The sequence below is a fragment of the Myxococcus sp. RHSTA-1-4 genome (genome assembly GCF_020037125.1).
Classification (GTDB): Bacteria; Myxococcota; Myxococcia; order Myxococcales; family Myxococcaceae; genus Myxococcus.
The window spans coordinates 90,319-110,469 of sequence record NZ_JAIQDG010000023.1 but is presented as its reverse complement, the minus strand read 5'-3'; the positions used below and the strand labels follow the sequence as shown (position 1 = coordinate 110,469).

General features: G+C 70.6%; 15 protein-coding genes and 1 pseudogene. 7 read left to right on the top strand and 9 right to left on the bottom strand.

Features of this window, described 5'->3' with window-relative positions; all coding sequences use genetic code 11:
• Nucleotides 1–96 precede the first annotated feature (96 nt).
• The 3 genes from K8638_RS28340 to K8638_RS28330 all read left to right on the top strand — a co-directional run bounded on the left by K8638_RS28340 (nucleotide 97) and on the right by K8638_RS28330 (nucleotide 3,551).
• Nucleotides 97–1,026 (top strand): ABC transporter ATP-binding protein, encoded by a 930-nt coding sequence (locus K8638_RS28340; RefSeq protein ID WP_223757772.1) that lies wholly within the window; start codon nucleotides 97–99, stop codon nucleotides 1,024–1,026.
• Between the two features lie 29 nt (nucleotides 1,027–1,055).
• On the top strand, nucleotides 1,056–1,817 hold the full coding sequence (locus tag K8638_RS28335; RefSeq protein WP_223757771.1) for an ABC transporter permease: 762 nt from the start codon (nucleotides 1,056–1,058) through the stop codon (nucleotides 1,815–1,817).
• A gap of 108 nt (nucleotides 1,818–1,925) precedes the next feature.
• Entirely contained in the window at nucleotides 1,926–3,551 is a 1,626-nt protein-coding gene (locus K8638_RS28330; protein ID WP_223757770.1) for a serine/threonine-protein kinase, read from the top strand.
• Nucleotides 3,552–3,662: 111 nt separating this feature from the next.
• Here the strand turns inward: K8638_RS28330 and K8638_RS45330 are convergent.
• The 6 genes and pseudogenes from K8638_RS45330 to K8638_RS28300 all read right to left on the bottom strand — a co-directional run.
• Nucleotides 3,663–3,800, bottom strand: a pseudogene (locus K8638_RS45330) (SDR family NAD(P)-dependent oxidoreductase); the annotation flags it as partial.
• A gap of 75 nt (nucleotides 3,801–3,875) precedes the next feature.
• Nucleotides 3,876–4,451 carry a glutathione S-transferase family protein gene (locus tag K8638_RS28320; protein WP_223757769.1) on the bottom strand — a complete coding sequence of 192 codons (576 nt, stop codon included), beginning with the start codon at nucleotides 4,449–4,451 and terminating at the stop codon, nucleotides 3,876–3,878.
• 144 nt (nucleotides 4,452–4,595) lie between these two features.
• Nucleotides 4,596–6,032: a M20 family metallopeptidase gene (locus tag K8638_RS28315; protein WP_223757768.1), complete on the bottom strand. Its 1,437-nt coding sequence runs from the start codon at nucleotides 6,030–6,032 to the stop codon at nucleotides 4,596–4,598.
• Between the two features lie 196 nt (nucleotides 6,033–6,228).
• On the bottom strand, nucleotides 6,229–7,548 hold the full coding sequence (locus K8638_RS28310) for a discoidin domain-containing protein (protein WP_370644130.1): 1,320 nt from the start codon (nucleotides 7,546–7,548) through the stop codon (nucleotides 6,229–6,231).
• Nucleotides 7,549–7,849: 301 nt separating this feature from the next.
• Nucleotides 7,850–9,706, bottom strand: a complete 1,857-nt coding sequence (gene treZ / locus K8638_RS28305; RefSeq protein WP_223757766.1) for a malto-oligosyltrehalose trehalohydrolase — start codon at nucleotides 9,704–9,706, stop codon at nucleotides 7,850–7,852.
• A gap of 153 nt (nucleotides 9,707–9,859) precedes the next feature.
• Complete coding sequence (locus K8638_RS28300; protein ID WP_223757765.1) at nucleotides 9,860–12,055, bottom strand: IPT/TIG domain-containing protein; 2,196 nt, start codon at nucleotides 12,053–12,055, stop codon at nucleotides 9,860–9,862.
• Between the two features lie 159 nt (nucleotides 12,056–12,214).
• Here K8638_RS28300 and K8638_RS28295 point away from each other — a divergent pair, with 159 nt between their 5' ends.
• From K8638_RS28295 to K8638_RS28285, 3 genes are all read left to right on the top strand, one after another.
• Entirely contained in the window at nucleotides 12,215–13,147 is a 933-nt protein-coding gene (locus tag K8638_RS28295; RefSeq protein WP_223757764.1) for a DUF4382 domain-containing protein, read from the top strand.
• A gap of 159 nt (nucleotides 13,148–13,306) precedes the next feature.
• Nucleotides 13,307–14,452, top strand: coding sequence for an AAA family ATPase (locus tag K8638_RS28290; RefSeq protein ID WP_223757763.1), 1,146 nt, complete (start codon nucleotides 13,307–13,309; stop codon nucleotides 14,450–14,452).
• A 134-nt stretch (nucleotides 14,453–14,586) separates the two neighbouring features.
• Nucleotides 14,587–14,967 carry a DUF5335 family protein gene (locus K8638_RS28285; protein ID WP_223757762.1) on the top strand — a complete coding sequence of 127 codons (381 nt, stop codon included), beginning with the start codon at nucleotides 14,587–14,589 and terminating at the stop codon, nucleotides 14,965–14,967.
• A gap of 128 nt (nucleotides 14,968–15,095) precedes the next feature.
• Here K8638_RS28285 and K8638_RS28280 read toward each other — a convergent pair whose 3' ends face one another.
• Entirely contained in the window at nucleotides 15,096–15,908 is an 813-nt protein-coding gene (locus K8638_RS28280; RefSeq protein ID WP_223757761.1) for a M57 family metalloprotease, read from the bottom strand.
• 543 nt (nucleotides 15,909–16,451) lie between these two features.
• On the opposite strand from K8638_RS28280, the gene K8638_RS28275 reads away from it, so the two are divergent.
• The gene (locus K8638_RS28275; RefSeq protein WP_223757760.1) at nucleotides 16,452–17,912 is read left to right on the top strand and encodes a phospholipase D-like domain-containing protein; all 1,461 of its coding nucleotides are present in this window, start codon (nucleotides 16,452–16,454) and stop codon (nucleotides 17,910–17,912) included.
• A gap of 3 nt (nucleotides 17,913–17,915) precedes the next feature.
• Here the strand turns inward: K8638_RS28275 and K8638_RS28270 are convergent, their stop codons facing one another.
• Together K8638_RS28270 and K8638_RS28265 are read right to left on the bottom strand one after the other, a co-directional pair.
• Nucleotides 17,916–19,310 carry an MBL fold metallo-hydrolase gene (locus K8638_RS28270; RefSeq protein WP_223757759.1) on the bottom strand — a complete coding sequence of 465 codons (1,395 nt, stop codon included), beginning with the start codon at nucleotides 19,308–19,310 and terminating at the stop codon, nucleotides 17,916–17,918.
• 145 nt (nucleotides 19,311–19,455) lie between these two features.
• Nucleotides 19,456–19,839 carry a hypothetical protein gene (locus K8638_RS28265; protein ID WP_223757758.1) on the bottom strand — a complete coding sequence of 128 codons (384 nt, stop codon included), beginning with the start codon at nucleotides 19,837–19,839 and terminating at the stop codon, nucleotides 19,456–19,458.
• Nucleotides 19,840–20,151: the final 312 nt, after the last annotated feature.

Below are 20,151 nucleotides of genomic sequence, written 5' to 3'. Positions count from 1 at the left end.
CAATCGCCGGACTGGGATTGAGCCCGGCGTGGGCCCGCTACCGGACGGAAGAGGAGCAGGCGCGGAAACCTCGAAGGTGTTAGAGGAAGCGCCGCCATGTCCACCCCCGCCCTCGAGCTCCAGGGACTCACCAAGCGCTACGGCGACTTCACCGCGCTTCACTCGCTGGACCTCACCATCCGTCCGGGTGAAATCTTCGCCCTGCTGGGTCCCAACGGCGCCGGCAAGACGACGATGATTGGCAGCGTGTGCGGCCTGGTGAAGAAGACCGCCGGCACCATCCGCGTCTTCGGGCAGGACCTGGACAAGGACCCGGTGTCCCCCCGCTACGAAATCGGGCTGGTGCCGCAGGAAATCAACTTCGACCCGTTCTTCTCCGTGGCCGAGTCCCTGCGCATCCAGCTCGGCTTCTACGGCCGCCGCCGGGACGATGCGCGCATCGACGAGGTGCTCACCGCGCTCAACCTCCAGGCGAAGAAGGACGCCATGACGCGCGCCCTGTCCGGCGGCATGAAGCGCCGGCTCCTCATCGCCAAGGCGCTGGTGCACAAGCCCCGCCTCGTCTTCCTGGACGAGCCCACCGCCGGCGTGGACGTGGAGCTGCGCCGCGACTTGTGGACCTACGTGCGCAAGCTGGCCGCGGAGGGCACCACCATCGTCCTCACGACGCACTACCTGGAGGAGGCCGAGGAGCTGGCGGACCGCGTGGGCATCATCAACGAGGGCCGCCTCCTCATGGTGGAGGACAAGGCCACCCTGCTTCGCCGCTTCGGCGAGCGCCGCGTCGTCGTCACCTTCGAGCACCCGCAGGCCGCCATGCCCGAGGCCGGCCGCCGCTTCTCCGCACGCCTCTCCGAGGACGGCCGCACCCTCACCTACGTCGAGCGCGAGGGCTGCGCGCCCTCCGGCGAGCTGCTCCGCGCGCTGTACGCGGAAGGGCAGCCCATCGCCGACGTGGAGACGCGCCACTCGCGGCTGGAGGACGTGCTCATCGAAATCCTGCGGGGCCGCCCACAGGCCGCCTGACCCACCCGCTCCCGCCCTACCTGCCCATCATGAACATCCTCGGGATGCAGACGCTGTTCGCGAAGGAGGTCCGGCGCTTCATGCGGGTGCCGGGCCAGACGGTCCTCTCGCCCCTCATCAGCACCACGCTGTACTTCATCGTCTTCGGCTACTCCCTCTCCAGCCGCGTCCAGACGGTGGAGGGCACGCCCTACCTGCACTTCATCGTGCCCGGGCTCGTCTTCCTCGGCATCGCCAACAACGCCTTCCTCAACAGCTCCTCGTCCCTCTTCATCACCAAGATTCAGGGCACGGTGGTGGACCTGCTGGTGTCACCGCTGGGGCCCGGGGAGCTGATGGCCGGCTTCATTGGCGGCGCCATGGTGCGCGGCCTCATCGTGGGCGGCCTCACCTGGGCCGTGGCCGGCATGTTCACCGGCTTCAGCCTGGAGCACGCCTGGGTGGCCGCCTGGTTCCTGCTGCTCTCCTCCTACGTCTTCAGCGTGCTGGGCATGCTCGCGGCCATCTGGGCGGAGAAGTTCGAGCAGATCAACTTCTTCCCCACCTTCGTCATGCTGCCCCTCACCTTCCTGGGCGGCGTCTTCTATTCGGTGCGGGAGCTGCCCTCGCCCTGGAACGCCATCAGCCTCTTCAACCCCATGGTCTACATGGTGGAGGGGCTGCGCTACGGCATGCTCGGCCGCAGCAGCTTCCCCCCGCTCACGGGCGCGGCCATCCTGGCCGGCGTCGCCGTGGTGGCGACCGCCCTCACCTACGGAGTGTTGCGTTCCGGTTACAAGATGAAGGCCTGACTCCCACCTTCACGGAGCTTCTGCCCTCGGGGGAGGGGTTTTTGTGGGGTCGTGGAGGAGTCGGTATTTCCCATGCGGTGAGAAACAGGGATATTCTCACTGCACATCATGGCTGTGCCATTCGGTAAGTATGAGCTGTTGCGGAAGATTGCCTCCGGAGGGATGGGGCAGGTCTTCCTCGCCCGCGAGCACGGGACGGGTTTCGAGCGGCTGGTCGTCCTCAAGCTCATCCTCCCCCACCTCGCCGAGGACGATGAGTTCCTCACGATGTTCCTGGAGGAGGCGGGGCTGGTGGCGCGTCTGACGCACCCCAACCTCATCACCATCCTCGACCTGTCGGAGATTGAGGGCCGGCACTGCCTGGCCATGGAGTACGTCCAGGGTGACGACGTGCGTCGTCTGGACAAGTTCTCGCGGGCGCAGGGCAAGCCGCTGCCGGTGGGCTTGATTCTCCGCATCATCGCGGACGCGGCGGCGGGGCTGGACTACGCGCACCAGGCGCGTGACGCACAGGGCCGTCCGCTGCGGCTGGTGCACCGCGACGTGTCGCCGCAGAACATCCTCGTCGGCTTCGACGGCGGGGTGAAGGTCATCGACTTCGGCGTGGCCAAGGCGGCCACCAGCAGCCAGAACACGGCCACCGGCGTGCTCAAGGGGAAGTACCCCTACATGTCGCCGGAGCAGGCCAACGGGCAGGCCATCGACGCGCGCAGCGACTTGTTCGCGCTGGGCGTGGTGATGTGGGAGCTGCTCACGGGCAAGCGCCTCTTCAAGGGCGACTCGGACATGATGACGCTGCGGCTGGTGAAGGACTGCCAGGTGCCGCGGCCGTCGCAGCTCAACCCCAAGCTGCCGCCGGGGCTGGACGAGATTCTGCTCAAGGCGCTGGCCCCCACGCCGGACGCGCGCTTCCGGGACTGCGGCGCCTTCCGGCTGGCGCTGGAGGACTACGCGCTCAACCTGCGGCTGCCCTCCAGCAGCGCGCACCTGGCCGCGTACCTGAGAGACGTGTACGCCGAGCGCATCGCGACGGAGGCGGACCCGGCGAAGCTGGACCAGCTCGCGGAGGACGCGGACCTGGACTCGCGCTCCAACTCCTCGCTGAGCGGCGTGGCCGGCGCACCGCGCTCGGCGTCCCGCGCCGTCGGCCGCTCGCCGCTGGGCGCCGCTTCGTCCACGCGCTCGCGCCAGGCGCAGGCCGAGCCGGCCTCGCGGGAGAAGACGCGGGGCACCGCGCCGCTGGCCCGGCCCTCCGAGCCCCGGCGCATTCCCTGGGTGCCGGTGGCGGCGGCGGGCGCGGGCCTGCTCATCGCGGGCGCGGCGCTCGGCTTCCTGCGCCAGCCGGAGACGGAAAGCCCGGTGCAGCCGCTTCCTCCGCGGACCGCGACGGCCCAGCCGTCCTCCACGCAGGAGCCCGTGCAGCCCAGGGCCGAGCCGCCGGCCGTGCGCGTGGAGCTCCCGGTCATCACCGAGCCGCCCGGGGCCCGGGTGAGCGTCAACGGCGAGGAGCGCGGCGAGACGCCGCTGCGGCTGGAGCTGTCTCCGGACGCCGCGCCGGTGTCGGTGACGCTCGCGCTCAACGGGTACGAGCCGGTGACGCGGCAGGTGTCCGCCAAGGACGACGAGCTGCGGCTGGAGCTGCGGCGCGTGGCGGCAAAGCCGAGCGGCGGCACGAGCACGAAGAAGGTGAGCGGTACCCAGGGCGGAAACCTGGGCATCAAGACGGGGCGTTGAGCCCCGCTGCACCGCCCGTGCGGCGGTGCCGTCCGGGCGCGGGCGCGTGGCGACTGCCCCCCCGATTCGGAGCGTCACGAATCGCCAGCCCCGGACGCCGGGAGCCTCACGCTCCAGCGCCCGCGGCTCCTCCTCGCGCCGCGCGCACGTCGCGACACTCCCCCCCTCGCGGGCGTACTTCTCCACCAGGGCCCGGCCCACGCCATGCGTGCCGCCGGTAATCAGCACCACCTTCGCAGCCTCGAGCATCCCGGACATGCGTCCTCCTGATGCTCGAGGTTGTAGGCCCCGCCCTCCCGGGCTCATCAACCCGGGTTGACGCGCTCAGCCCAGCTTCAGGCCGTTGGGGCGCGCCAGCACGCGGTCCACGTAGGCGTCAATCGAGGGACGGCCAGTCCGCTTCCCCTGGATGCGCATCCAGATGAACATCGAGCCAACCATCACGTCCGCCGCCGTGAACCAGTCGCCGAAGAGGTAGGGCCCATTGCCCAGCTCGCGCTCGACGGCGTCCAGGGCGGTCTTGAAGTCCGTCCAGCCGCGCTGGGGCGCCGTCTCCAGGTTCATCAGGAAGTCGCCCATGGACGGCTCGAGCTGCGACGTCGAGTAGACCATCAGCGACAGGTAGCGCCCGCGCCGCGGGTCTCCCAGCTTCGGCGCGAGGTTCGCCTCGGGGAACTTGTCAGCGAGGTACAGGCAGATGGCCGCGTTCTCGAACATCCGCGTCTCGCCATCCACCAGCGCGGGCAGCTTTCCGGCGGGGTTGATGGCCAGGAACTCCGGCGACTTGTGCTCACGCTTCTGCAGGTCGATGTGCACCAGGTCGTACTTCGCGCCGCACTCATCGAGCATCCACTTCGCGATGACCGCGCGGCTCCTGGGATTGAAGTAGAGATTCATCATGGCTCCTCCGGGATGACAGACGCAGGGAACGGCGGACGTTCTGTAGCAGACCGGCAGGGAGCCCAGGAGCCGGTGAGCGCGGCGTCCCGAGGAGTCAACAAAGGCCGCCCCGCTCCCACCGAGGGGAGCGGGGACGGGGGCCGCCTATCGCCTGAAGTGGTCGGCGATGACGCTGGCCACGCAGCAGGTGAGCTTCTTGCCGGTGGGGACGTGCAGGAACTCGTTGGGCCCGTGCGCGTTGCTGCCCGGCCCGAGCAGGCCGGTGATGAGGAACTGCGCCTCCGGGAAGCGCTCGCCCAGCATGCCCATGAAGGGGATGGTGCCGCCCTCGCCCATGGCCATGGCCGGCCGGCCGAAGTACGTGTTGGACGCGGACTCCACCGCGCTCGACAGCCAGGGCGCCAGCGGGGGCGCGTCCCAGCCGACGCTGGTCTTCTCGGGCTCGAACGTCACCTTCGCGCCGTACGGCGGGTCCTTCTCCAGCGCCTCCTTCAGCGCCTTCATGCCCGCCTTCGGGTCCAGCCGCGGGGGGATGCGCATGGACAGCTTGAAGGTGGTGAAGGGCCGCAGCACGTTGCCCGCGTTGTTCAAGGGCGGCATGCCGTCCACGCCCGTCACCGCCAGCGCCGGCCGCCAGGTGCGGTTGAGCACCAGCTCCGCGCCGTCGCCGGACACCGGGCGGGAGCCGGGCACCCAGGGGAACTTGGTGAAGACCTCCTTCTCCAGCACCTTCGCCGCCTCGCGCGCCTGCTGGCGCCGGGCCTCGGGGATTTCGACGTGCAGCCCGTCCACCTTGATGTGGCCCGTGGACTCGTCCTCCACGCGCGACAGCACCTGACGGAGGATGCGGAAGGACGACGGCACGATGCCCGTCGCGTCACCCGAGTGCACACCCTCGGTGAGGATGTCCACGCGCAGGTTGCCGCCGACGATGCCGCGCAGCGACGTGGTCATCCAGAGCTGGTCATAGTTGGCGCAGCCCGAGTCCAGGCACACCACCAGCGACGGCTTGCCGATGCGCGGCGCCAGCGCCTCGATGTAGGCCGGCAAGTCGTAGCTGCCGCTCTCCTCGCACGCCTCGATGAGCACCACGCAGCGCGCGTGCGGCAGGCCCTGCTCCTTCAGCAGGCGGATGGCCGCCAGCGAGGCGAAGGCGGAGTAGCCGTCATCCGCGCCGCCGCGGCCGTAGAGCTTGTCGCCCTCGCGCACCGGCGCCCACGGCGTCAGGCCCTCGCGCCAGCCCGTCATCTCCGGCTGCTTGTCGAGGTGGCCGTACAGCAGCACCGTGTCGTCGCCCTTCGTCCCCGGCACCTCCATGTAGATGACCGGGGTGCGCGGGTGGCCCTTCTCGTCCTCGAGGCGGATGACCTCCAGCTCCAGGCCGGGCAGGTGCTGGGCCTGCGCGCGGCACCAGTCCGAGATGAGCTGCACCGCGGCTTCCATGTGGCCGGACTTCACCCAGTCCGGGTCGAAGGCGGGCGACTTGTTGGGGATGCGGATGTAGCGCTCGAGCGCCGGGAGGATTTCCTTCTCCCAGATGCGGTCGGACGAGGCGGTGGCGGTCTGGTTGTTCATGGCCATGGCGGGCGAATGCAGAGCATGGATGAGGGCGGGTGTCGACTGCGGGAATCCCCGTGTAGGTCCGGGAAGCCCTCGCCTCCCAGCCTACCCCGCCGCCCGGGCTGATGGGGGCCATTGGAAGCCCTGACGCGAAAAGGGCGCGAGGAGACAAAGCTCCCCGCGCCCCTCGCGAGTGAATCAGGTCAGCGAGCCGTGATTACGGCTGGATTTCGCGGACGGACAGCCACTTGAAGTCCACGTCGCTGGCGCTGTCCCAGCGGAACGTGGCGATGGGGCCGCCCCACGTAATCGGCATGGCCGGCACGGCGCCGCCGCAGTGCTGGGCGTCGCCGCCCCACGAGCCGGAGTCCACCATGTCGTAGACCTTCTTCCAGGTGACCTTGTCGGCGTTCTCGTTGAGGTACATCTCGAGGCGCACGGCCTCCTTGCCGTTGACGAGCGTGTTGCGCATCACCGACTTGAAGCCCACCCAGCGGCCCTTGAGCGCCGAGGTGCCGGGCTTGTAGGCCGCCTGCTCGTAGGAGACGTGCCACGTCTCCTTCTGCCAGCGGACGCGGCCGTCATAGTGGAGGGAGCCCTTGTAGCTACTGCCCTCACAGCCCGAGTTGTTGTCGTTGTGCTTGCCGCCGCGCGTGTACCAGGCGAAGTTGTCCGACGCGTCGGAGACGGCGTTGACCTTCACGAAGCCCGTCATCTCCACATTCTTCCAGTCGTTCGGCGCCTGCATGTAGCCGCGGCTGGCGAGCACGTCCCGGTCGTACGTGGGAATCTTCGAGGAGCTATAGCCCGTGGACGTGAAGACGTTCATGCGGACCTTGCTGCTCTTCATCTTCCAGGAGCCGTCCGCGTTGCGGGTGATGGTCTGCTGCGGGTCGAAGCGGCTGTCGGACGTCGCGCTGTCCGCCAGGGCCCACTGTTCACCGCCGACCTTCGTCGGGTAGAGCATGGTGACGCCGAACTTGTCCTTGCCCGTGGTCGGCTCGGGCGTGGGGGTCGGCTCGGGCTCCGGGGTCGGCGTGGTCGTGGTGCCGGAGATGGCCGCCATCTCCGAGATGCTCGCCCAGGTGTTGAGGGTGTTGCCGTTGACGGTGACGCGCACATAGCGGGCGTTCACCGTGGGGAACGAGTAGCGCTCGAAGGACGCGGTGCGCCCGGACGAGGTGCCGGAGAACACCTGCGTGTACGTGGTGCCGTCCGTCGAGGTGGCGATGACGAACCTGCTGGCGCGCTCGTTGCCACGGAACCAGGCGATGTCCAGCGCGTTCAGCGCCTTCACCGCGCCCAGGTCGCCGCGAATCCACTGCCCCACGCCGTTGCTGGACCAGCGCGTGGCCAGGTTGCCGTCAACGGCGTTGGCCGGCACGTTGCCGTCGTTCCCGCTGGCGGTGGCGGAGGTGAAACCACCGGCGGCCAGCGCGGGCGTCGCGAACGCGAAGGCGGCCAGCGAGAGCGCGCAAGCGGACGTGCGGAGGCGCTTCCATCCCCCGCGGGACGGAGTCATGTGCTGTCGATTCAAGTCACTACCTCAGGTGAGGCCGCGTGGTGCCACGACTCGCCGGAACGGACGGGGCCGGACCGGAGCGCCGCGTTCCCCCCACGGCGCGTTGGCTTCCATTCGCGGGCCCGCGACTCGAAGGCGCCCACGTCCGGTGCGTGAGGCTCTCTCCAGCCAGGGGCCAGCGGCGTTGTCTACTCAACGTTCAGACTGCGGGCGAAAATACCCTTTGGACCGATATGGAATTCCCACCGCGTTTGTGAATCGAGGCCTGCTCCCCTGGCAGCATTGCACCCGCGCGGGGGAGCGGCTTCCGCCGTGCTCAGTCCCACGAAGGGAAGCGCACGAGGGCGGCGGCGGGGCCCTGGAGCCGCAGGAGGCCGTCGCGCAGCGGAGGCGTCTCGACGGTGCCACCGAAGCGCGGCGACTCGCTCCACAGCACCAGCTCCGCGCCGGCGGGCACGCGGTGCTCCAGCGTGCCGCGGATGGAGACGAGCACCTGCATGCCCTGCCCTTCCGCGCGCCGCTCCAGCAGCAGCGCGTCCGGACCCAGCGCGCGGGCATCGTACGTGCCCCGGCGGAGGGCCTTCAGCGCGGGCGCCGACGCACGCAGGTGGAGCAGCTCGCGGTAGAGGGCGCGCACACCGGCGTGTGGCGGCTTCTCCGCCTCGCTCCAGTCCAGCCGCGAGCGCTTGAAGGTCTCGAGGGCCTGCGGGTCCGGAACCTCGGCGCCGGCGAAGCGCGCGAAGCCGGCGAACTCCTTGCGGCGCCCTTCCGTGACGAGCCGGCCCAGCTCCGCGTGGTGGTCGGTGAAGTAGAGGAAGGGCGTGCTCGCGTTCCACTCCTGCCCCATGAAGAGCAGCGGAATGCAGGGCGACAGCAGCAGCAGCGTGCTCATGGCCCGGAAGGCGGCGGCAGACACGTCATGCCCCAGCCGCTCCCCGAAGGGGCGGTTGCCCACCTGGTCATGGTTCTGGATGCAGAAGACGAAGCGCCACGGCTCCAGCCCCTCGGCCTTCGTACCGCGCGCGTGGCCCAGGTTCTTCGACACCTGTCCCTCGTAGAACCAGCCCTGGCGCAGCGTGCGCGCCAGGTCCTCCGTGCTGCCCGTGTAGTCCTGGTAGTAGCCCTCGCTGTCCCCCGCGAAGGCGCGCCGCATCTGGTGGTGGAAGTCGTCCGCCCAGACGCCGTCCAGCCCGTATCCCTCGGGCGGCGGGCGCAGCAGCTTGCGCTCGTTGCGCTCGTCCTCGGCGATGACCAGCACCCGCCGCCCCGGCGCGGCGGCCCGGGCGCGCTCGGTGATTTCGGTGAGCAGGTGGGGCGTGCCCTCGTCCACAATCGCGTGCGCGGCGTCCAGGCGCAGGCCGTCCGCGTGGTAGTCGCGAATCCACATCTCCACGTTGGAGAGCACCAGCGAGCGCACGTACGCGCTGCCCTCGCTGTCGTAGTTCACCGCGTCGCCCCACGGCGTGTGGTGGCGGCCGGTGAAGTAGTGCGGCGAGTAGACGCGCAGGTAGTTCCCGTCCGGCCCGAAGTGGTTGTAGACGGCGTCGATGAGCACCGCGAGGCCGCGCGCGTGCGCGGCGTCAATCAGCCGGCGCAGCCCCTCCGGGCCGCCGTACGCGTGCAGGGGCGCGAAGAGGTCCACGCCGTCGTAGCCCCAGTTGCGCGCGCCGGGAAAGGCGGCCACCGGCATGATTTCCAGCGCGGTGACGCCCAACTCCCTGAGCCCGGGCAGCCGGGGGATGAGCGCCTCGAAGGTCCCCTCGGGCGTGGCGGTGCCCACGTGCACCTCGTAGAGGACGAGCGACTCGGGCTCCACGCCCTTCCAGGCCGCGTCCGTCCACTCGAAGTCCGGCACCACCACTTCCGAGGGCCCGTGTACGCCCAGCGGCTGCGAGCGGGACCACGGGTCCGGAAAGGGGCCCTCGCCGTCCACGCGCAGCTTGTAGAGGGTACCGGCGCCGTGCCCTTCCAGCACCGCGCCGAAGCAGCCGCCCGGCTCCGGCGCCAGGAGGACGATGCGCCCGGGCTGCCCCCGCGCGTCGTGAATCACCACCTCCAGGCGCTGGTGACCGGGCGCCCAGACGCGCCAACGCACCCTCGGTCCCTCTTCCACCCACGCCCCCAGCCGGGGCACCGCCGTCCGTGTCATCCGAGAATCGTCCGAGGGAGCCATGTGGCTCTTCCTGTAATGCGCGAACCTGCCCGAGAGGAGCATTCCGCGCATCCCCGTGCCCCGGCCCCGGGCGAGATGTTCACGGTTGGGCAGGCCGCCCGGCAACCGTAGAACGGTTGCCCATCCCTCCAGCCAGCGCCCGGCGTGGCCGGCTCAGGGAGGAGCGCCCTGGGCCACCCAGTCGATGAGCGCCTGCTTCTCCGCCGCGGAGAGCGGCTGTCCCTTGGGCATGGGCGCGCCGGAGCACGCGGGGTTGCTGTTCGTGGCCAGCACCTTGTCGATGAGCACGCTCTGGGAGCGCAGGGGGCCGCATTCCTTGACCAGCAACGTGGAGGTGCAGGCGCCGCTGGGCTGCCCCACCAGCTCCGCGTAGGAGCGGCCCAAGGTGAGATTGACGGGCGTGGAGGGGCTGGAGTGGCAGCCGGAGTTGCAGTTCCGGTCGAAGATGGGTTGCACGTGCGTGGCCAGGGTGACGGCGCGGGTGGCCAGCCCGAACCAGGCGGGCGCGGAGGCACCGCCGCCGGGCGCCGGGTTGGTGACGACGACGGAGACGGCGCCGGTGGAGGGGGCCGTGGCAACGAGCCCGGCGGGCACCGTCACCGTGAGGCGCGTGGCGCTCTGGCTGGACACATTCACGGCCGTGCCGTTGAAGGTGACGCTCGCCCCGGAGACGAAGTCCTGCCCCTCCAGCGTGAGGGTGAAGCCGGCGCCTCCGGCCACCCTGCCGCAGGGCGAGAGCGTGTCGACCCGGGGCGGCGGGTTGGGGCGCACCACCGCGAAGTCGAGCGTGTTGCTGGTGCCGCCCCCGGGCGCGGGGCTCACCACGGTGACGGGGAAGCTGCCCGCCACGGCCAGGTCGGAGGACGCGAGCGTGGCGCTGAGCGCGCCCGCGCCCTGCACGCGCGTGGGCCGGGCGGCGCCGTTGAAGTGCAGCGTGGTGCCGGAGACGAAGCCCGTGCCCGTGACGCCGAGCGTGAGCGCCGTACCGCCCTGGGCCGCTTCGGAGGGAGTGAGGCTGGCGAGCGTGGGCACGGGGTTGGGGGCCACGAGCTGGAGCGTCGCCGTGGCGCTCAGCTCGCCGTCGGGGTTGCGCACCTGGACGGAGGAGCCACCGGCGGCGGTGGCGGGCACGTCCACCTCCAGCCGGGTGGCGGAGCAGGTGGCGGGCGTGAGCGCCGCGCCGTTGAACAGCACACTGGCGCGGGTGGGCGTGCAGTCATAGCCGGAGCCGGTGACGCTCAGGCGGAAGGCCTTGTCAGCCTCGCCGGGTGACGGGCTCAGGCCGGTGATGGTGGGGCCGGTGATGACGGCGACGGTGAGCGTGCGCGCCGCGCTGGTGCCACCGCCGGGCGCCGGAGTGCGCACGCTGACCTGGTGGGCGCCGGGCGTGGAGAAGGTCGGCATCCGCGCGCGCAGGGACGTGCCGCTCACCCACGACGTGTCCACCGCGGCGCCGTCCAGCAGCACGACGGAGCTGGCGGTGAAGCCGCCGCCCCCGAGCATCAGGTCGAAGGGCGCGCCGTCCGCGGCCACCGTGTCCGGAGTGATGACCTCCAGCACGGGCGCGGGGTTGAGCACCCGGTAGGCGCGCTCCTCGCTGACACCCCCGTCCGGAGGGTTGACCACGCGCACGCGGTGCTCCGCGGCCTGGGCGTTGACGGCCGCGCTCACGGTGGCCGTGAGGCGGCTGGTGCTGACGAAGCGAGAGGACAGCGGCGCGCCATTCAACTCCACGCGGCTGCCGGACTCGAAGCGCGCGCCATCCAGCTGGAGCGTCACCTCCGCGCTGCCCACCTGCACCGCGTCCGGAGAGACGCTGGCGAGCGCCGGGCCGCCCGGCACCGGCTCCACCACGCCCGCGTCGGAGGGCTCGGGAGCGCCGGCGCAAATCCACGCCGCCACGGCCGCGAGCGCCCCGTCATCGAGATAGGGCCCGCCCTCCGGCATCCGGTTGGGCGCGCCCGGCAGCAGCTTCGTGTAGAGCACGCTCTGCTCGGGCGCACCGGGCACCACCAGCGTGCGCGAGCCATCCGCGGCGGGGCGGTTGACCGTCGCCGCCCGGAGCTGCGAGGCGTTGGTGAAGGTCAGCCCACCCGCGCCCGTGCCATGGCAGCCCGCGCTCGCGCACCCGGTGGCGGCGCTGGCCGCGAAGTGCTGGGCATACACCTCGTCCAGCGAGGCGCTGGCCCCCTGCGCGCACAGGGGGGAGCCGGTCTCGACGACCCGCGCCTCGCGCTGCTCCGTGCAGCCCGCGAGCACACCCAGTGCGAGGGCCAGCGCCGTCCAGCGCCACGGCATGGTTGGGAGGGGACCGGGGGAGCAGGCGGAGTCGAAAGCGGGACGCGACATGTCGAGAAGAAAGACTCCTTGGGAAGGTCCAAGGCCACTCGCCACGCGCCGGGTGGAGGCGGACCTCTGGTGGCCGTTCCCGGTACGGGCAGGTCTTCCGCACGACACACACGGGGGGCCAGGCCGGTGCCCGCCCCGTTCCTCCCGGAGTTTTTCTCCATGAAGACTCGACGCAATCTGGTCTCCTCGATGCTGCTCGCCGTGAGCATGCTCGCCCTCGCCGCCTGTGGTGACGACACCTCCCGCGTCACGGTGAAGCTGACGGACGCGCCGGGCGACGACTTCGAGAAGGCCGTCGTCACCATCGAGAAGGTGTACCTCAAGGGCGGTGGCGCGGAGGCCTCCGGCGAGGTGGTGCTGCGCGACGAGCCCATCACCACGGACCTGCTCACCCTGGCCAACGACACCGCGGACCTGGTGAAGGACGCGGAAGTACCGCAGGGCACCTACCGCGAGCTGCGCTTCGTCATCTCCGGCGCGTACGTCCAGGTGAAGGAGGACGGCGTCAGCCGCGTCTACGCCACGGCCAACTATGACGGCGTGCCCGACGGCGTCGCGGTGGACGGCGAGCTGCAGATGCCCAGCTACTCCACGTCCGGCCTCAAGGTGAAGTTCGCCAACGACGCGGACGTGACGGTCTCCAGCGAGCAGACGCAGAAGGTCATCCTCGTGGACTTCGACGTGGCGCAGAGCTTCGGCCGCGCGGCCGGCGGCTCGGGCCGCTGGGTGATGAGCCCGGTCATCAAGGGCGCGGACCTGGAGTTCTCCTCCAACGTCCTGGTGACGCTGCAGACGGGCACCGGCGTGCAGCTCCCGGTGGTGGACGACGTGCAGGTGACCCTCTCCGCCTTCACCGCCGTGCTCGTCAACGCCGAGGGCAGCCGCGAGCCGCTGGCCTTCTCCGACGCCAACGGCGACGGCACCTTCGAGGCCAACTTCAAGTTCCTCATCCCCGGCACCTTCCAGGTGGAGATTGAGGGCCCCGCGGGCATCAGCTTCGCCACCACCCCCGGCATTCCGGCGAGCGTCACCGCGACCGGCGGCGCCCAGGCCGACGTGGCCTTCACCATCACCGCCGCCGCCGCGCTCTGACGCGCCGGTTGGACCGCCGGCCGCCAGCCAGGAAGGCGCGCCGGCGGTCGGGGTGAGGGGCGCGCGCTCCTCGCGCCTTGTGGATGCGCCGTCCCGCCAGGATGATGCGGCCCCCCGCCCGGCTGTACCGGGCTCGGGCCTTCCCTGGAGCCCCCCGAGATGAGCATCACCCGCCCTGGCCTGGAGCCGCGGCCCGTTCCCCATGGCGACGACGTGCGCGAGCGCGTCGCCGCCATCGAGGTCCTCTCCCCGCGCGAAATCGACGCGCGCCTGACGGACCTGGGCTACCGCGGACAGGAGGAGGCGCGGCGCGCGGCCTCGGTGCTGGCCTACCGCCACCTGCGCCGCATCCGCCGCCTCCACCTGGAGGGACTCGCCCCCGAGCCCGGCATGCGGGAGAACTGCCTGTTCCTGGGGCCCACCGGCTCCGGCAAGACGTTCCTCGTGGAGTTGCTGTTCCGCGAAATCCTCGCGGTGCCCACCGTGCTGGCGGATGCCACCCAGTTCTCCGAGACGGGCTACGTGGGCGATGACGTCAACACCCTGCTGTCTCGCCTGTACGAGGTGGCGGACAAGGACACGGAGTGGGCGGCCTGCGGCGTCATCTGCCTGGACGAGTTCGACAAGCTCGCCACCAGCCGCTCCGACAGCCGCTTCGCCGGGCAGCAGACCACCAAGGACGTCAGCGGCTTCGGCGTGCAGCGCAGCCTGCTGCACCTCTTGTCCGCCGCCCACGCGGACTTCCCGGCGGACTTCGGCTTCACCAGCCGCCTGCGGCCGGAGAACATGGACCTGGCCTGCATCACCTTCATCGCCTGCGGCGCGTTCAGCGGGCTGCGCTCCACCGCGGAGGGCTTGGCGCGCGAGGAGCGGCTGGGCTTCGGCCGGGAGCCGCGCGCCGTCCAGCAGGAGGCCATCGCCGCGGGCGTCACCCAGGAGCAGCTGGAGCAGACCACGGCCTTCGCCCGCTACGGCTTCATCCCGGAGCTCATCGGCCGCTTCAACCGGCTGGTGTCCTTCACGCCGCTGGACGCCGCGACGCTGGGCGACATCCTCCAGCACAACGTGCTGCGCGCGTACGAGCGCGAGTTCGAGCAGGAGGGCCTGCGCCTGGTGGTGGAGCCCGCCGTGCGCGAGCACGTGGTGGCCCGCGCCCTCAAGCGCGAGACGGGGGCCCGCGGCCTGCGCACCACCCTGTCCCCCCTGCTGGAGGGCGCCGCGTACGAACACTTCGGCCGGCAGGGCACCCCCTCCACCGTGCGCCTGACCATGGAGGGCGACGCGGTGCGGGTGCTCGCGGAATAATCCCGGCGGGGTGCCGGCCGGCGTGGCGAGGGCACGGTGGCGGCGCCCCTATCACACCGGGAGGGCAGGCCCGCCGCCCATCCTTCGCGTGCTTACGGTTTCCACGAGGGCCTGGAAGCCGGAGGGCAGCACACATGCACCACACGCGAGAGATTCCCCGAGAGGGCTGGGCGGACTACCTCGCCCTGCTGAGCAACCTGGAGAAGGACCACTGGGTCCGCATCGAGACGGAGAGCCCCGACCTGGGCGACCAGCCGCTCGCCGACCGCCTGCCGCTCATCGAGATTGCCCTCGAGGAGAAGGGCAGCAACCGGGGCGCCGTCGAAATCATCGTCGGCCGGCCGGGCGACGAAATCACCCACCGCATCAAGGCGCCGGACCGCATCTACGCGGACGAGAGCGAGAGCGGCGAGCTGGAGTGCCTCGACATCGAGGACTCGGAGCACGTCAAGACGCTCATCTTCTTCGAGCAACCGGGCGCCAGCGAAGAGCTCCCCTCCAGCGCGCCCATGTGAGCCAGGGCGCTGGAAACGACAAGGCCGGAAGGCGTGCCTCGGGGGAGACAGGCGCACCTTCCGGCCCGGGCCACGCGGGCCCGCCGCGGCTCAGGCCGTGGCGGGTGCGTCAGCCATGTGCCGCGAGATTACGGGTACAGCGCGCGGGCGCCGGACTTGTCCAGGCTGGTGAGGACCAGGTCGCCCGTCTGCGTGCCGTTGCACTGGGGGTAGTGCATGACGGACGAGCGGTCGTACGAGGTCAGCGCGCGCCAGTTGGCGTCCTCGTAGCAGCCGCTCGCCGTGGAGCGGGTGTGCTCGTGACGGAAGCCCAGCGTGTGGCCCAGCTCGTGGCGCAGGATGCCCGTCAGCGTCCAGGGCGAGATGTTGCCGAAGGCGCTGGTGGAGATGAGGATGTTGCGGCCCGAGCGGCTGGAGTTCGGGAAGAACGCGCGCGCCAGGTAGGACGTGACGCTGGTCTGACGCACGTCGAACAGCACGCCCGTCTGGGACGCGGTGCAGTTGCTGTCGTAGCTGGAGCTGTGGATGAAGTTGATGCCCGCGGTGGCCTCCCAGGCCGCCGTGGCGCTGTTCATCGCGCTGACCACGGTGGAGTAGCGGCTGCCGAAGCTGCTGCTGCTCACGCAGTAGGTCAGGTTCTGGCGCTGGGTGGTGCTCCACTTCACGTCGGCGCCGCTCAGATAGTACACGGCCAGGCCGCCCTGGGCGCTGCCCGTCTCGGCGGCGACGTTCTCGTCGAAGAACGCCTTCAGCTCCTCCTGGGAGTCAAAGGCCAGGTCGCCGTCGATGATGAACTTGCCCTCGGCGTCCTGATAGGCGTTCGCGCGGAACTCCTCCCACGACATCGCGGGGGCCTGCGTCTCGGAGGCCTCGGGGCCGCCGCACGCGGAACCGAGAAGGGCAACACCAGCCATCAGCGCAATGGAGCGAAACTTGAGCATCGGGGGTTTCCTCTGACACCTACTGCGGGGGACGCGCCGTCCGCCTGGCTCTCACCAGCCGCGACCAGCGCACCACGCCGTTGAGCAAGGGCCGGGCCAGAGGGCCTTCCAGAGGGAAGAAAACAGAATTAACAGCAATACCTGGACTATCCGCACTCCCTGTTTGAGCTCAAACGGTGTAAACCGGCGTGACACCCCTGACGCCAACCGCGCGACAACACAGGGCATTTTCTCCACACAGGAGGGCGTGCCAGAAACGAACAGGGGGTGTCTTCCAATCAGTCACCGGCCCTGGGGTCGCAGACACCCTGGAATTGACGGGAGTGCGACGCGCCCGGACGCGCGGTGCGGGCCAGCCAGGGTATGAGCCGAGGCAGACTGCGTCAATCCCGCGACGCGGTGCGAACAGGACTCTTCGAGTGTTGAACCGGCCACACGTGGCGCGAAGACGTCCCCGCTGGCGCTGAACGCTCCATGGCGGCGGAGGGAGGAGTGGGGCTCACCGCGCCCGCTTGCGTGATAGGCGGAAGGGGCCCTCTTCCCATGGACCTGTTCGACCTGCCCGCATGGCTGGAAGCAGCCTGGCCGCACGTGGCGGCCGTGCTGACGGTGCTCGTCAGCGTGCTGGCCAGCGCGCATGCGGTGCTGCACAAGCGGGACGTGCGGGCGGCGGTGGGCTGGGTCGGGCTGGCGTGGCTGGTGCCGGTGCTGGGCGCGGTGCTGTACCTGCTGCTGGGCATCAACCGCATCCGCCGCCGGGCGCGCTCGCTGACGCTGCGCCAGGAGCATGGCCGCTTCCCTCCGTCCCCGGGCGTGCCACCGGCGGGCGCGGACGCGCTGGGCGGCACCTGGCCGGTGGCCGCGCACCTGGCTCCGATGGTGCGGCTGGGGGACGCGGTGGTGCACCGTCCCCTGCTGCCCGGCAACCACGTGACGGTGCTGGAGTCCCGCACCAACGCGTACCCCAGCATGCTGGAGGCCATCGAGGGCGCACGCGTCTCGCTGTCGCTGTGCAGCTACATCTTCGACAACGACGCGGTGGGCCGGCGCTTCGTGGAGGCGCTGGGCGCGGCGGTGAAGCGCGGCGTGGAGGTGCGGGTGCTGGTGGACGCGGTGGGCGCGCGCTACACGTGGCCCCCCATCATCGGCCGGCTGCGGCGCGCGGGCGTGCGGGCCGCGCGCTTCCTCCCCTCGCTGATGCCGTACCGGCTGCCGTTCGCCAACCTGCGCAACCACCGCAAAATCATGGTGGTGGACGGGCGGGTGGGCTTCACGGGGGGCATGAACATCCGCGAGCACTTCGCGCCCGGCGAGCACGCCGCGAGGGATTTGCACTTCCGGCTGGAGGGCCCGGTGGTGGGACAGCTCCAGGAGACGTTCGCCGAGGACTGGGCCTTCGCCACGCGCGAGCGGCTGTCCGGCGAGGCGTGGTTCCCGGAGCTGGCCCCCGCCGGCCCGGCGCTGGCGCGGGGAATCGCGGAAGGGCCGGACGAGGACCTCGACCCGCTGCGCACGGTGCTGATGGGCGCGCTGGCCACGGCGCGCACGTCGGTGCGCATCATCACCCCGTACTTCCTGCCGGACGCGGCGCTCATCAACGCGCTCGCCGTGGCGGCGCTGCGCGGGGTGCGCGTGGAGGTGCTGCTGCCGGAGAAGGGCAACCTGCCGGTGGTGCAGTGGGCCAGCACCGCGCAGCTCTGGCAGGTGCTGCGGCCCGGCTGCCGCGTCTTCCTCACCGCGCCCCCGTTCGACCACACCAAGCTGCTGGTGGTGGACGGGGCATGGTCGTTCTTCGGCTCGTCCAACTGGGACCCGCGCTCGCTGCGGCTCAACTTCGAGTTCGACGTGGAGTGCTACGACGCGGAGCTGGCCCGGCGCCTGGAGGCCGTGGTGGACGAGCGCCTGACGCACGCACGCCCCCTCACCCTGGAGGAGGCGGACGCGCGCTCACTGCCCATCCGCCTGAGGGACGGGCTGGCCCGGCTGCTGTCTCCGTACCTCTGAGCCCTACAGCAGCGCGCGGCGCACCTTCCAGAAGGTCTCCTTCGCGGCGCGGAAGGCGGCCGAGTCCGCCGGCAGCAGCGTGCGCAGCAGCTCCGCGGACTGCGTCTGCAAGGGCCGCACGCAGTGCGCCTCCACCCTGGCGCGCAGGAAGCCCACCGGGTCCCGGTTGCGGTAGTCGGCGAAGTACGTCTTCAGCTCGTTGCGCGTGCGCGCCCGGCCGTTGTCCGCGTACTTGGCCACGTAGGGGCTGAAGTCCGGGTACAGCTTCCCCTCGCCGAAGTCGCCGTGCAGCGTGGTCTTCATGAAGTTGCCAATGAGCAGGTCGTCGAAGACCTGGTAGCGCACGGCCGTCATCAGCGAGTTGCGCGGCGCCTCGAAGGTGATGCCCCGGCGGAAGCGGCGCGGGTGGAACTCGATGACGTGGTCCTGCCCGCCCACGCGGAAGCGGAGGAAGTCCAGCACCGTGCCCAGGTGCTCGATGGCGGAGAAGTACTCGCGCAGGGCCTTCGCCTCGTCGGCCTCCAGCAGCTCGCTCCAGTCGTCGCCGAACTCCGTCGGGTCCACCGGCACGAGGGCGCGCTCCTTCGGGCGGATGGGCGTGGTGGCGTCCTTGATGAAGTCCTGCTGGATGAAGGCGGGCAGCAGCGCGCACGTCTGCGACTCGAAGCCTCGGGCGTAGTCCTCCAGGGTGGTGGTGTACTCGGAGGCCCAGACACTGTCGGCGCGCTGGTACTTGTGCATGGAGCTGAAGGGCACGAAGTAGCGGGCCCCGTAGAACTCCGCCTGGCGGGCGATGGTGCGGCCCACCGGGTTCTTCGCCGCGGCGTACGGGGGAATGCGCTGCCCGTCCTCGGTGAAGTAGTTGATCATGTCCGCGTCGCCGTACCCGGACAGGGCCAGCAGGTACGACTCCTCGTAGCCGCGGACGATGTTGCGCACGAAGCGGCCCCAGCCCCGGTCGCCCGCGTCATTGAGGTTGATGAGCAGGCGCCCGCCCACGTCCACCAGCAGCACCGCGTCCTGGTTCATGTCCGGCAGGCACATGACGCGGATGCGCGGCGACAGTTGCGTCCACACCCGGTCCACCAGCACGTGGACGTCGAAGCCCTGCCCGCGCAGGTCGTCGCGGATGCGGTTGCCGAAGTGGTTGGGCACCAGCAGCGTGCGCTCGCGCAGCTTCTCCAGCGACTCCATGCTGAGGTGGTCCGGATGGCCGTGGGACAGCCACACGTACTGGCACCGCTGGATGGCGTCGCGCTGCGCCTCGGGAACCTCGTGCGACAGCGTCCAGCTTCCGAAGTACGCCCCTCCGTCCGTCCACGGGTCCGTCACCAGGACTGGACCGTTGTCGTGGCAGATGAGTGTGGCGTTCCCAATGGTCTCGAAACCCAGTTCCATCTCGCGCTCCCCCTTGCCCGCGCCTGCTCCCCTTGCGCTGGATGGGCCGAAAGGTGGCGAGGACCCACACGGGGGAACAGTGCCTCGCCGGGCAGCGAAAAGGATTTCCCGCCCGGCTGGCCGCTCCTCGCGCTTGCGGCCGTGCCTATTCGACGACGGTGAGCCTGCCGACGCCGTGCTCGTAGTCGCGGTGGACGGTGCAGTAGAAGGGCACCATCGAGCCGGGAACGGCGTCCGCGGGGATGGTGAAGGAGCGCTCCTCGCCGAGGAACTCCCCCGTGTCGAAGGAGATGCCGTCCGACTCGCCCGGGACGAGGCGGCCGGGGTGCGGAGCGCTCGTCGCGGAGTGCGGCGCCGTGTCCAGGTTGAGCACCCATACCGTCTCGCCAGGCCTCACCCGGAGGTGCGTCGGCGTGTAGTGCCAGTCGAAGATGAGGACGCGCACCCCGTCCGTCTCGATGGGGCCGCAGCCCGCCAGCAGCAGGGCCCCCACCAGGCTCAGCCACGTCCCGTACCGGGCTCCGCGCATCCGACACCTCCCGCTTCATGGCCAGCAGCTCAGGTGGGCATGGCGATACTACACGGGGAGTGCGAGCCGCACAGGAAGGCCGGGACGTGTCCGGGAAGCGACGAGGGAGGACTGGGAGCCGGTATCAGGCCGTTGGCACGCGCCTCCGCCCGAGCACACGGCCAGACAACCCGCCCGCCTGGAGGGAGCAGGCTCCCTCATCGTGGAGAACCGGACGGGCCGCGCCCCTCCCGGACGAGTGTCCACCTCCTGAAACGAAATCACCTTCCCCCGGCAACAAGGCAAAGGAGGCGAGGGCATGGTTTTTCGTGG

Coding starts and splice junctions, on each gene's coding strand:
- K8638_RS28340 (WP_223757772.1), top strand. CDS start 97: ATGTCCACCCCCGCCCTCGAGCTCCAGGGACTCACCAAGCGCTACGGC.
- K8638_RS28335 (WP_223757771.1), top strand. CDS start 1,056: ATGAACATCCTCGGGATGCAGACGCTGTTCGCGAAGGAGGTCCGGCGC.
- K8638_RS28330 (WP_223757770.1), top strand. CDS start 1,926: ATGGCTGTGCCATTCGGTAAGTATGAGCTGTTGCGGAAGATTGCCTCC.
- K8638_RS28320 (WP_223757769.1), bottom strand. CDS start 4,451: ATGATGAATCTCTACTTCAATCCCAGGAGCCGCGCGGTCATCGCGAAG.
- K8638_RS28315 (WP_223757768.1), bottom strand. CDS start 6,032: ATGGCCATGAACAACCAGACCGCCACCGCCTCGTCCGACCGCATCTGG.
- treZ (WP_223757766.1), bottom strand. CDS start 9,706: ATGGCTCCCTCGGACGATTCTCGGATGACACGGACGGCGGTGCCCCGG.
- K8638_RS28300 (WP_223757765.1), bottom strand. CDS start 12,055: ATGTCGCGTCCCGCTTTCGACTCCGCCTGCTCCCCCGGTCCCCTCCCA.
- K8638_RS28295 (WP_223757764.1), top strand. CDS start 12,215: ATGAAGACTCGACGCAATCTGGTCTCCTCGATGCTGCTCGCCGTGAGC.
- K8638_RS28290 (WP_223757763.1), top strand. CDS start 13,307: ATGAGCATCACCCGCCCTGGCCTGGAGCCGCGGCCCGTTCCCCATGGC.
- K8638_RS28285 (WP_223757762.1), top strand. CDS start 14,587: ATGCACCACACGCGAGAGATTCCCCGAGAGGGCTGGGCGGACTACCTC.
- K8638_RS28280 (WP_223757761.1), bottom strand. CDS start 15,908: ATGCTCAAGTTTCGCTCCATTGCGCTGATGGCTGGTGTTGCCCTTCTC.
- K8638_RS28275 (WP_223757760.1), top strand. CDS start 16,452: ATGGACCTGTTCGACCTGCCCGCATGGCTGGAAGCAGCCTGGCCGCAC.
- K8638_RS28270 (WP_223757759.1), bottom strand. CDS start 19,310: ATGGAACTGGGTTTCGAGACCATTGGGAACGCCACACTCATCTGCCAC.
- K8638_RS28265 (WP_223757758.1), bottom strand. CDS start 19,839: ATGCGCGGAGCCCGGTACGGGACGTGGCTGAGCCTGGTGGGGGCCCTG.